Below are 12,723 nucleotides of genomic sequence, written 5' to 3'. Positions count from 1 at the left end.
ATAAGCTAAGCTTGTTCTTCTGCTTTATATTCTAAAGCTTGAGAATGATTTATTTTCGTAAGATTTGGCATTAGCTTATCTATTAACTTAGAAACTTCACTTCTTAAGTTCCTACGATCCACAATCATATCAACCATACCTTTTTCTACTAAAAACTCACTCCTCTGGAATCCTTCAGGTAGCTTCTCTCTAACAGTTTGCTCAATAACTCTTGGTCCTGCAAAACCAATTAATGCTTTTGGCTCAGCAAGATGAACATCCCCCAACATTGCTAAAGACGCAGAAACCCCACCTGTAGTAGGATCTGTTAGAATAACTAAATACGGAAGCTTAGCTTCTGCTAGCTTTTGTAGTGCTGCACTTGTTTTTGACATTTGCATAAGTGAAAACAAAGATTCTTGCATTCTAGCTCCTCCACTTGCCGTAAAGCAAATGAATGGTATCTTTTTCTCCATAGCTAGCTTAACGCCTCTAACAAATTTCTCACCAACTACAGAGCCCATAGAACCACCGAGAAACATAAAGTTAAATGCTGCGGCAACTATAGGAAGATCTTTTACAGTTCCATCCATAACAACCAAGGCATCTTGCTCTTCTGTTTTCTTTTGGGCTTGAGCTAATCTATCTTTATAAGCTTTTGTATCTTTAAACTTAAGTATATCAATAGGCGCTATGTTTGCGAAATGTTCAGTTGTACTATCTCTATCAAAGAAAATATTTAATCTATGTCTTGCTGATATTCTATAGTGATAGTTACAATGTGGACAAACTGATTTGTTATTTTGCAACTCTTCTGAATATAAAGTTACTTGACAACTTGGACATTGGCTCCATATACCTGAAGGCATATCTTTCTTCTGAGCATTTGTACCTAAACTTCTACTTATTACTCTTGTTAACCAACTCATTCTTTTATCTCCTCCTAAAAACTAAGACTAGATGTGATTCTTAGCTAAAAATTTCTATATCACTAAAGAAATATCTAATTTCTTGAGCTGCTGTATCTTCTGCATCTGAACCATGAACTGCATTAGCATCAATACTATCTGCAAAATCAGCTCTAATTGTACCAGCATCTGCTTCTTTAGGATTAGTTGCTCCCATTAGCTCGCGGTTTTTAGCTATAGCATTTTCACCCTCTAAAACCTGAATCATTACTGAACCTGAAATCATAAACTCAACCAATGCACTAAAAAAAGGTCTATCTTTATGTACAGCATAGAAGCCTTCAGCTTCTGCTTTAGATAGTCGTTTCATTTTAGATGCTACTATTTTTAACCCTGCTTTTTCAAAACGACTGTAAATTTCTCCTATTACATTTTTCGCAACAGCATCTGGTTTAATTATAGACAAAGTTTTTTGTTTACTCATTTAGTATTCTCCAATAGTTAATTAAATCAAATTATAGCACTTTTATTCATGAAATATCAAAACTCGTAGCTAATTATTAGAATTTTCGATAGCTGCTTGTACATATGACTCAAATAATTTATGACCATATCTAGGTGTGGAAGTAAATTCTGGATGGGCTTGACACGCTATAAACCATTTGTGTTTGGGTATTTCTACAAGTTCCATTAGATTATTATCTTCCGATCTTCCAGAGAAAATTAATCCAGCCTGCTCAAGCTTTTCAACATAATTATTATTTACTTCATATCTATGACGATGTCTTTCGATAACCTCATCAGATTGGTATATCTCTCTGGCACGAGACCCTTCTTTTAAAACACATTTATAACTACCTAAGCGCATTGTTCCACCTAGATCTGAATTATGCGTTCTTTGATGAATAGTTCCATCTTTAGCTTGCCACTCAGTAATTAAACCTATAACTGGATTTGTTGTAACATGATCTAGTTCACTTGAGTGAGCATCTTTTAATCCAAGCATATTTCTTGCATACTCAACAACTGCCAACTGCATCCCTAGACAAATGCCTAAAAAAGGAATATTTTTTTCTCTAGCATATTTGATTGAAGTTATTTTACCCTCTGCTCCTCGACTACCAAACCCACCTGGTACCAATATCGCATCAACACCTTCAAAATATGAGGAAACATTTTCATCTGTAATGTTTTCAGAATCAACAAACTTAATCTTTACTTTAACACTCTTTTTGTAGCCTGCATTATATAGCGCTTCATTTAAAGACTTATATGCCTCAGTTAAAGATACATATTTACCAACCATAGCAATAATTACTTGACCTTTAACATCTCTAATAGTATTCACAACGCTTTGCCACTCTGATAGGTCAGCTTCATTAGTATTTAAATTTAAAAGCTCTACTAATTTAGAATCAAATTTCTGTTGCTTGTATTTAAGTGGCACTTCATAAATAGTCTCAACATCTTCTGCTGTAAAAATACAGTCTTGATCAACGTTTGTAAAAAGAGCTATTTTACGCTTTTCATTTTCATCAAATTTTTGTTCACATCTACAAACCAAGACATCTGCCTGTATACCAATACCTCTTAGCTCTTTTACAGAGTGCTGTGTTGGCTTAGTTTTTAACTCTCCTGCTACTCTTATATATGGTAGGAGCGTCAAATGAACAAACAAAGTTCTATTCCTACCAAGCTCAATTCTCAACTGTCTAATTGCTTCTAAAAATGGCTGTGATTCAATATCTCCTACTGTACCACCAATCTCAACGATAGCCACATCAACATCATCAGCAATACCCATACAAACACGTCTTTTAATTTCATCTGTAATATGTGGAATAACCTGAATAGTTGCACCAAGATAATCACCTTTACGCTCTCTTTTTAAAACACTCTGGTAAACTTTACCTGTTGTGAAATTGTTTGCTTGAGTCATCTTATTACGGATAAAACGCTCATAATGACCAAGATCTAGATCCGTTTCAGCACCATCTTCAGTAACAAACACTTCACCATGCTGAAGTGGGCTCATAGTACCAGGATCAACATTGATATATGGGTCAAGTTTCATCATTGTAACATTTAAACCACGGCTCTCTAAGAGAGTTGCCAAAGACGCTGCTGTAACGCCTTTACCAAGTGAGGATACAACTCCACCAGTAACAAAAATAATTTTAGTATTTAAATTCATTAGAACACATGAGAATATAGAAAATCATGGAACACAATAATAACATTTTTCCTAAGGCGTTGCTATTTGAAAATAGCCTTATTATTAGGTTAATATTTAATTTAAGCTAGTCTGAAATAATTTATAACTAACCTAAGATAAAAAGATAAGTTATAACTTGATTATATTTAAAATAGAATTTGGTAAGATTTTTTTAGAAGAAAAATTATTTTAAGCTTATTTGATTTTACATGTAACACTATTTAAATTGCCGCTGACCTGATATGTTACAGATACTGGACTACCACTTGGAAGAGAACATTTAACATAGTCTGCTTTATTATTTCCATATGCTGCAGTAGCCTTATTCCAAGGTAAGATAGTTACCTGCTTATCAGGATGCATACCCAACGGAGATAGCTCTGTAGGAGCATATTTAGGTCTTACTGAATCATTAGATCCAACCACATAGTAAGGTGTGTTTGATACCATATTAACAGTAACCTTATCTAAGTTAACTATATCATCAGCAGATGGATCAACAAGGTTAATCTTCATATCTTTCTGCCACGTTTGAGCTCCTTGAAGAACACTTCCAATAATAAGATCATACTCACCTGGTTGCAAATTATGAGCAGTCAATGATAAATTATAGGTTTGCATAGAATCTATTTGTATATCCCTTTTATCATTGACTGCTTTACCACTACTATCTTGTAATGTTACAAATACATTTGTTGTATCAGAAGCATGAGACATAATTTTCGCTGTTATATTAACTGAGCCATCTGAATTTAGATCATATTGATCTTCAAAATCCATTAAATGAAGCTCATTTTTAAGGTGATGTGCTCCTTGATAATATTGAAAGCTGATATCACTATATGGCTTAGCTGCAACCTGATAAATACTAACAAGCTCATCATTTGGTAAAACATCACCATTATTATCTTTAACTCCCGCAATAATACTATCATTAAGCTCTTGAGAACTAATCTGATTAATTTTAGCAGTCATTTCTTTAATCAAATCATTTGCAGACATACCTTGAGGAACCGTTACAAGATCATACTCTTTCATTACTCCATCGTTAGATACTTGTAAAATTACTCTATCTCCTTGACGAACATCTTCATTATTAATTGTGAAAGTGTTCATTTCAACTGGAAAACGATCAGATGGATTTGTTTGCTCATAATCTCTAATATACTCCCATGGTCCCCATTGCTCAGCTCCTGGAATTTGTCCTGGATTAACCCACCATTTACTTGCATAAACCTTACCTTCATAAATGACTTCTGTTCCTCTATTTGGATAACTCATATTTGGATTATATTCTTGTAACCCTCCTATGCCACCTCCATTATCAGTATCACCACTTGGTAACACAATTGTGCCAACAGAATATTCATCAGTAAAATCAACATCTACAACATTAAGGAAGCTAGCGGCAGTATCACCAACATTCCACTCTGCGGCAATAACTTGATATCCTGATCTATCAGGCAAATCACAAGTAATTGTAAACTTACTATTTGAATCACCAGGCATGCTATTTGTAAAATTAGGTATTGGATTAGCGGTTGTGCTTCAAAATCACTTCTACTTAGTGACATATTTGGATTCCAGTCAGGTTTTGTTATCCAAAATCTAAATGATGCTGGTGAAATTGTCCAATGCTGTGCTGTGAAATGCCATCTAAAAGTTGTAGGTCCTGATTTAACAACTGTTTTAGCCCATCTACTTGCTGTCTGTTCAGATAGAGATGCACTAAGCCCAGCACCCCCAACTTGATTTCCCATCGAGCCATTTTCAAAACTGCCATCGGCAACTTCAAATGACTGAGGTTCATATAAAGATATATTTCCACACCCCTGATTTACACGTTCTTTACACAGAAGAGGACGCCCTTTTGGTGCATCAACATATGCATGCTAATACGCTTGAGAAATAGCTAACAAAGCTAATCCTGTTAAGATTGTCATTTTTTTAAGTCTCATTGATAACTCCTTACCATATTATTTTAAAAACCCAGATAATAAATACCTGCACTTTCATACTATATCAATAAGGTCAGAAATAAAAATATGACAAAATATGGCTATTTTAGAAAACCTTGAAAACAATTTTTCTAATTTTAATGAAAACTAAAGAATCATAGTAAAACTTCTTCAAGGAAAATTTAATATAGATTTAATATTTGCTTTTTTTTACAAAAAAACTTGAATTTATCATTTTTTACTACAATATTCATAATTTAATATTATTGCAATTACCATATTAATACGTTTTTTATATTAATGTTTTTAAATTTTCTTAACATTGCTTTATTCAATATGCACTTTCTTTATAAATACTGATAATCTAGATAGAAAGTTAATAATTTTTTTACCTATGAAGAATATCAAAAAAAATCCAAATACCTGACACGTTAGTAATTTTATTTTGTATTGCAATACTTGTTACTATTGCAAGCCACTTTATACCAGTAGGCAAATTTAATATCAAAAAAGTCCAATATACTTCTGATGGGCAAACATACTCAAGAAGTGTACTTATTGCAGATAGTTTTAAATTCAAATTAAATTCCCAAAATGCTCCTGAGGCTAACCCTGTAAAAATATTTGCAAAAGGCGATTCTAATCAAAGAGGCTTCACTAATTTTGTTTATGCCGGCATGACATCAGGCTCTAAAAATGGAGGTGCTGTCGCCATAATAGCTTTTTTATTAATAATAGGAGGCTCATTTGGTATATTACTTAGAACAAAAGTAATCGATCAATCAATATTACGCGTAGTAAATAGATTCCAAAATAATAAAGTTGTCTTACTACCTGCTTTATGTTTTATTTTTTCATTAGGTGGGGCAGTATTTTGTATGGGTGAAGAAACCATACCTTTTATTATGCTACTAGTTCCTATTTTTGTACTTATTGGTTTTGATGCTCTAACATGTGTAGTTGTAATATATTTAGCCACTCAAATAGGCTTTGCAACATCCTGGATGAATCCATTTTCTGTAAGTATTGCTCAGGGAATTGCTCAGATTCCAATACTATCTGGAAGTTTATTTAGAATAATCATGTAGCTAATATTTACATCCTCAATAACTATTTTTGCTGTAATACATGCTCTACGAATACAAAAAAATCCCAATAGGTCTTTAATGTATGAATACGATAATTTATATAGGAACTCTGATGAACACTCCCTTGAGCAAACACAAAAAATGTGTATTTACTCTTGGTTAATATTAGCAAGCTTAGTAGTAACTATAATATGGCTAGTATATGGAGTTGTCGAGCTAGGTTACTACTTACCTGAAATCGCAACTCTCTTTACAATATTAGGATTTGCGGCTGGTTTTTTTGCAATAATAGGTAAAGTAAATGGTATGACGCTAAATGTTGCTCTAGATGCATTTAAAGATGGAGCAAAAGCATTACTACCTGTTTGTATAATCATCGGTTTTGCTTACGGTTTAATCTATCTGATGGGTAGCTCAAACCCCGAGCATTACTATGTTAAACTCAATTCTTCATTATGCTTCAGAGGCAATATCTGGTACTAATAAGTATGTTTCTGCGCTAGGGATGTTTTTCTTTCAGTCAATTTTTAACTTTTTTGTAACATCTGGATCTGGCCAAGCTGCACTAACGATGCCTATTATGTCACCCTTGGCTGATTTAACTGGGCTAAGCAGACAGATTGCTGTTTTAGCATTCCAGCTTGGTGATGGCTGGACGCATTGTTTAATGCCAACATCTGCAACCTTGATGGCTGTTTTAGGAGCTGCAAGAATACCTTATGGATTATGGGTAAAATTTATTTTTAAATTTTACCTGTACCTTATGACTCTAAGCTCAATTATGATAATTATTGCTGTCTATATTGGTTACAATTGATATTTGATTACAGTGCTATATTTCACTGTTTAAAATCTGTAAAAAATCATATCTCCTTTCATCCTAATAAAATATTCAATGCATCACTGCAAAACATGAATAATTATTTACAATAAGATATATCGAATTACAACTATATTGTTATGAAAACCATTAAACTAAGATCAATAAAATGGTTAACAATAAAATGTTTTATATTGGATTTTTTTCTGATAAAATGAATAAAAATTCAGAATAAAGAGGTATCCATGTCTGAGAAATATCAAAAAGTTGCAAGCCATGAAGCAAAAAAAGGAAATTTCAAACGCTGTCTTTTACTTTATTCTGGGGGCTTAGATACTTCTGTAATGCTCAAATGGATTCAAGAAGAGTACGAGGTTGAAGTAATTGCTTTAACTATAGATATTGGGCAAGTGGCTGATAACCTGGATCAAATAAAGCAAAAAGCTATTAACCTAGGTGCTACAGATGCTGTTATCTATGATGCAAAAGCTCGTTTTGCAGATGAGATTATAAGCAAAGCGATCAAAGCAAATGCTGATTACCAAGATGGTTATGCCCTTTCGACTCCTTTAGGTAGAGTTATTATTTCAGAAATAGCCATTGAAGTGGCTAAAAAATATAACTGCCAAGTTGTTGCTCATGGCTGTACAGGAAAAGGTAATGATCAAGTCCGTTTCGAAAGCTACCTAACAACTCTAGATGAGAACATAAAAACTATTGCCCCTGTTAGAGAATGGGGAATGGGAAGAGAACAAGAACTAGAATATGCTGAGAAACACAGTATTCCAGTTAAGCAACAAAAAAGTAAGCCCTACTCTTATGATGAAAACATGTGGGGAAATACTGCAGAAGGTGGTGAGATAGAACATTCTGACATTATTGCTCCTAAAAAGGATATTCTACAATGGTGTAAGACCCCAGAAAATGCTTTAGATGAACCTCAAAATATAATCTTAGATTTTGTTGAAGGCATACCAGTCAAACTAAATGATGAATCCATATCTTTGGCTAAATTAATAATGCAATGTAATAAAATTGGTGGTGAGCATGGTGCTGGAGTATTTAATCTTATTGAAGACAGACTAATTGGCCTAAAAGTAAGAGGTATTTATGAAAATCCTGGTGCAAGCATTATAATATCTGCACATAAAAAACTAGAACAACTTGTTTCTACACGTCAAGAAAATGAGCTAAAATCATTTATGGATAATAAATGGGCTTATCTTACTTATGCAGCTGAATGGTATAATCCCGTTATGAATAATATTTTTGCATTTATAGAAGAGCAAAACAAAAAAGTAACAGGAAAAGTAACTGTATCTTTATATAAAGGTAATATAGAAATAGTGGCTGTAGAATCCCCTTTTTCTATGCTTAAACCTGAATTAGCAACTTTTGAAGCTAGCGGAGATTTATTTAACCATAATGCTTCAGCTGGGTTTATAGAGCTACATAGTTTAGCTCAACGTACAGCATATTCAATAATGAAAAATAAGAAGTAGGTATATGAGTAGAAAACTTTGGCAAACAGAAATAGATAAACTCTTACCTATGGTAGAAAAATATACTGTAGGGCAAGATTATATACTTGATCAAAAGTTACTTAAATATGATATCCAAGCAAGCTTAGCTCATGCAAAAATGCTGCTTAAAATGAATGTTATTACCAGAGATGAGCTTTTTCTTCTAACAAAAGGCTTGCATGAAATAAAAGAATTTGCAACTAAAGGTCAATTTGAAATAACTCAAAATCAAGAAGATGGGCACACAGCAATTGAACAATATCTTTGCAAAAACTATGGTGATGTTGGTAAAAAAATACATACTGGTAGAAGCAGAAATGATCAATCTTTAGTAATGCTACGCCTTTTTATGAAAGATAAACTTCAGCATCTAGAAAAAACTATACAAGAAAATATCTGCACTTTACAAACTAAGGCTAGCAAACATACAAATACTCCAATGCCTGGCTATACACATATGCAAAAAGCCATGCCTACTACAGTTTCTGTATGGTTAGGATCTTTTGCTGATGCACTAGCTGATGCTCTACTTTTGATATCAACGACAAGCAAAATTATCAATCAAAATCCCCTAGGATCAGCATCTGGATTTGGCATCAGTAACTTCAAACATGATAAAGACTATACAACTAAGCTACTTAATTTTAATAGAACTCAAGAAAATCCTATATATTGCGCCTTTTCTAGAGGGTATTTTGAAAAACTGATTTTACAAGCCTTTTCAAACTCCATGAGTATTTACTCAAGATTTGCTAATGATATGATGCTTTTTACAATGTCTGAGTTTAGCTATTTTAGTTTAGACAACTCTTACACAACTGGTTCGTCTATCATGCCTCAGAAACGTAATTATGATTTATTTGAGATTATGAGAGGTAATGCAAAACTATATCAAGGCTACCTACAACAGATCTCTTCTATCGTTGATGGTGTGCCTAGTGGCTATAATCGTGACTATCAGCTAACAAAATCACCCTTCTTTCAAGCTATAGAATTAATAGAGGATACAGTTTTATTATTTGACTCAAGTATAAATAATTTAAAAGTTCATGCTAATAAACTAAATCATGCAATGACTTCAGACTTATACGCCACTGAAGAGGTTTATCAACTTGTTAAGCAGGGCCTATCTTTTCGTGATGCTTATATAATTATCAAAGAGAAACTTAACAAATAGGATCCTCGCCTATCAATAATCAGATATATTTGATCCTAAAATGTAGGTATATTTGGCTGAAAAGTTTATAATAAACTTTGATTTTTTAATAATTATTAAAATTTGATAAATTCACTTATAACTAGTTGGCTAAAAAACTAAAGAAAAACCTCAAAAATGGCTATATAAGTATAAAATTACAAGAAGGTATTGGGTTAGTATAGAAATAGACAATTTATCTATTAAGGAAGGCATTATGGACAAGTCTGATATTTTTAATGATTTGAGACAGCTAATTCTTAGCAAAGAATTTTCTTCACAGAATGAAATATGTGACACTTTAGAACTCTTAGGCTATAGTGCTAGTCAATCTAAAGTTAATAGAATGTTAAAAAAACTAGGTGCTATTAAAATAAAAAATGAGAAGAATACTCTAGTTTATAAAATACCTAATGAACCAACACCACCAGTAATGACAGACAATATTTCATCATTGGTAATTAAAATAGATGCAAATGAAGCTGTAGTTGTTATAGTTACAGCACCAGGAGCCGCACAATTAGTCGCAAGAACTTTAGACTATAATAAAAACAGTTTTGGAATAATTGGTATAGTCGCTGGAGATGATACAGTTTTTGTTGCTCCTTCTACAACTAAAAATATTAATAAATTAAAAATTAATATAGAAAGATTTTTATTTTCAAAGCCTTAAGTTTTTCATTATTTGTATTGCATCTAAAATAGTTTGCTCACTTATTGTTAGTGGTGGCAAAAATCGAATAGAATTGTTTCTAGTTTTTACAGCTAATACCCCAGAGTTCAAAAGCTCTTGATAAAAACTATCAAAGTATTGCGGATATATCTGCAAAGCAATAAATAAACCTTTCGCTCTAATTTCTTGAATATATTTAGAGTTTATCTTTTTTAGTTCACCTATAAATAAGCTTCCTAAAGTTTCTGCTCTCTCAGCTAAAGCTTCATCATCTAAAATGCTAAGAGCCTTATATGCTATAGCAGAAGCTAATGGATTTCCTCCAAAAGTACTGCCATGATCGCCTGGATGCAATACATCCATAAGCTCATTTTTGCCAAGAAAAAGTGATATTGGTAATACCCCTCCTCCCAGAGATTTACCTAATGTCATCCCATCAGGATCTAAATTATAATATTCTTTAGCAAAGTTTTTTCCAGTACGCCCCATACCAGTTTGTATTTCATCTAGAATAAACAATACATTATTCTCTTTACAAATTTTCTGACATTTATATAAATATTCACTATCAGGAATCACAATTCCGCCCTCACCTTGGATAGGCTCAATAATTATTGCGGCAGTATTTTTTGAAATAGTTTTTTGAAGAGTATCTAAATCATTAAAAGGTATAGAAATAAAACCTTGCGTCATAGGGCCAAACTTCTCCTTATAGGCTGGGTTAGATGATGTACCTATCGCAGTTATTGTTCTGCCATGAAAGCTATTGTCAAAAGTTATTATCTCTGCTAAACCATCTGGAATTTGTTTTTTTATATATCCCCATTTTCTAGCTACTTTTATAGCTGTCTCTATAGCCTCAGCTCCACTATTTATAGCTATTGCTTTATCCATATTTGTTAAGTTACATGCTTTTTTAAATAATTTTGCTAACGGTTTATTATGGAAAAGTCTTGGAACTATTGAGATTTTATTTGCTTGCCTGAATAATTCTTCAAGGATCTTAGGATTATTATGTCCAAAATTCACAGATGAAATTCCTGTTGACATATCTATATATCTCTTGCCTGAATCATCATATACATAAGCATTATCTCCCTTAACTATAGTTATAGGTGCAGGCACTATTATATTCGCACCATATTGCTCTGTAGTATTAATCGTTGTCTGCATACCCAATCTCCTAATCACATTACAACTTACTTACAAATGAATAAAAAAATAATATTTTTATATTATTATAAATATTTATTCTTTTTTAGTAAATAATTATTCACTTTTTATTTTTTTGATGTTAAGTTAATTAGCAAAGGCAAATTTATAAGATAAAACTATGGCTCGGAAAATATGTATAGCTGGTGTAAATGGCTACACTGGTCAACTTCTTAAAAAACTAATAGATAACCACCCTAACTTCGAACTTGTTGGAAGCTTAGGAATATCATCACAAGAAGACAAAGCATATACATATACCTTAGATAACATAAACTCAGAAAATTTTGCTGTAGATTTCTTACTTCTAGCAACACCTGCTGATGTTTCTATTAATATCTTAGAGAAATTACAAACTAAAAATATAAAAGTTAAAGCCATTGATCTAAGTGGAGCTCTTAGATTGGACGTAGACCTCTTAAAATCATGGTATAACCTATCTCACTCTATAAAAGAGTTTGAGCATGGTGCTAAATATGGACTATCACCATATGTTAAGTTTAATGAACAAGATAATGTAATAGCAAATCCAGGATGCTATGCTACATGTGCATTATTATCACTACTCCCCCTACTAAAGCATAATCTAATAAAACCTAGCAATATTATTATAGATGCCAAATCAGGAGTCTCTGGAGCAGGGAAAAAACCTAGACAAGATCTAATGTTCTCAGAGATGCTCAATAACTTTTTTCCATATAAGATTGGCAAACATCAACATACTCCTGAAATTCTAAAAGCTTTAGCAGAGTTTGATATCAAAGAAGATGATTTTTATTTCAATACAAGTATGTTACCTATTCATTCGGGTATTTCTATGAGTATTTACGCAGATCTTAATTTAGATAATCAAGCTTCAGAAAAGGATATTAGAGATTTAGTTAGTAATGCTTATAACAAAGAATATGCTGACTATCCTTTATTTAAATTTATAGATATTGCAGCAAAGACAGATAGTACACAAGTATCATCATTTTTATCAATTAAAAGTGTAGCTGGCACACCTAATACCCATTTAGGTTTTACGCTAAAAAATAATAAAATCATAATTTTTTCTTTTATAGATAATTTATTAAAAGGTGCTGTTACTCAAGCGATTGAGAACTTAAACAATTATTACGGGCTTCCTATAACCACAGGTCTATAAAAAAG

Annotated in this window: 10 protein-coding genes and 2 pseudogenes; 6 read left to right on the top strand and 6 right to left on the bottom strand. The window is 32.4% G+C overall.

Features of this window, described 5'->3' with window-relative positions:
• Positions 1 to 5: 5 nt before the first annotated feature.
• From accD to CDV26_RS13485, 5 genes and pseudogenes are all read right to left on the bottom strand, one after another.
• Positions 6 to 908, bottom strand: a complete 903-nt coding sequence (gene accD, locus CDV26_RS02520) for an acetyl-CoA carboxylase, carboxyltransferase subunit beta (protein ID WP_088771963.1) — start codon at positions 906 to 908, stop codon at positions 6 to 8.
• Between the two features lie 40 nt (positions 909 to 948).
• On the bottom strand, positions 949 to 1,371 hold the full coding sequence (ndk, locus tag CDV26_RS02515) for a nucleoside-diphosphate kinase (protein ID WP_088771962.1): 423 nt from the start codon (positions 1,369 to 1,371) through the stop codon (positions 949 to 951).
• 69 nt (positions 1,372 to 1,440) lie between these two features.
• A complete protein-coding gene (locus tag CDV26_RS02510) occupies positions 1,441 to 3,081 on the bottom strand; it encodes a CTP synthase (protein ID WP_088771961.1) in 1,641 nt (546 codons plus the stop codon).
• A 216-nt stretch (positions 3,082 to 3,297) separates the two neighbouring features.
• Positions 3,298 to 4,611, bottom strand: a complete 1,314-nt coding sequence (locus tag CDV26_RS02505; RefSeq protein ID WP_276328725.1) for a lytic polysaccharide monooxygenase — start codon at positions 4,609 to 4,611, stop codon at positions 3,298 to 3,300.
• An 83-nt stretch (positions 4,612 to 4,694) separates the two neighbouring features.
• Positions 4,695 to 4,958 (bottom strand): annotated as a pseudogene (locus CDV26_RS13485) (lytic polysaccharide monooxygenase); the annotation flags it as partial.
• 503 nt (positions 4,959 to 5,461) lie between these two features.
• Between CDV26_RS13485 and CDV26_RS12845 the strand changes: the two are divergent.
• From CDV26_RS12845 to CDV26_RS02480, 5 genes and pseudogenes are all read left to right on the top strand, one after another.
• A pseudogene (locus tag CDV26_RS12845) lies at positions 5,462 to 6,631 on the top strand (transporter permease).
• Complete coding sequence (locus CDV26_RS13480; protein ID WP_255321868.1) at positions 6,582 to 6,965, top strand: TIGR00366 family protein; 384 nt, start codon at positions 6,582 to 6,584, stop codon at positions 6,963 to 6,965. Before CDV26_RS12845 ends, CDV26_RS13480 begins: the two are co-directional and overlap by 50 nt.
• Positions 6,966 to 7,213: 248 nt before the next feature.
• Positions 7,214 to 8,470, top strand: coding sequence for an argininosuccinate synthase (locus CDV26_RS02490; protein WP_088771959.1), 1,257 nt, complete (start codon positions 7,214 to 7,216; stop codon positions 8,468 to 8,470).
• 4 nt (positions 8,471 to 8,474) lie between these two features.
• Entirely contained in the window at positions 8,475 to 9,668 is a 1,194-nt protein-coding gene (gene argH / locus CDV26_RS02485; RefSeq protein WP_088771958.1) for an argininosuccinate lyase, read from the top strand.
• Between the two features lie 235 nt (positions 9,669 to 9,903).
• The gene (locus tag CDV26_RS02480; RefSeq protein ID WP_088771957.1) at positions 9,904 to 10,359 is read left to right on the top strand and encodes an arginine repressor; all 456 of its coding nucleotides are present in this window, start codon (positions 9,904 to 9,906) and stop codon (positions 10,357 to 10,359) included.
• Here CDV26_RS02480 and rocD read toward each other — a convergent pair.
• The gene (gene rocD, locus CDV26_RS02475; protein ID WP_088771956.1) at positions 10,348 to 11,532 is read right to left on the bottom strand and encodes an ornithine--oxo-acid transaminase; all 1,185 of its coding nucleotides are present in this window, start codon (positions 11,530 to 11,532) and stop codon (positions 10,348 to 10,350) included. The genes CDV26_RS02480 and rocD overlap by 12 nt on opposite strands.
• A gap of 160 nt (positions 11,533 to 11,692) precedes the next feature.
• Between rocD and argC the strand changes: the two genes are divergently transcribed.
• Complete coding sequence (gene argC, locus CDV26_RS02470) at positions 11,693 to 12,718, top strand: N-acetyl-gamma-glutamyl-phosphate reductase (RefSeq protein WP_088771955.1); 1,026 nt, start codon at positions 11,693 to 11,695, stop codon at positions 12,716 to 12,718.
• Positions 12,719 to 12,723 lie beyond the last annotated feature (5 nt).

The organism is Francisella halioticida, assembly GCF_002211785.1.
Classification (GTDB): Bacteria; Pseudomonadota; Gammaproteobacteria; order Francisellales; family Francisellaceae; genus Francisella; species Francisella halioticida.
Note: the sequence above shows the minus strand (reverse complement) of the source record. Positions and strands in the feature narration are given on the sequence as shown.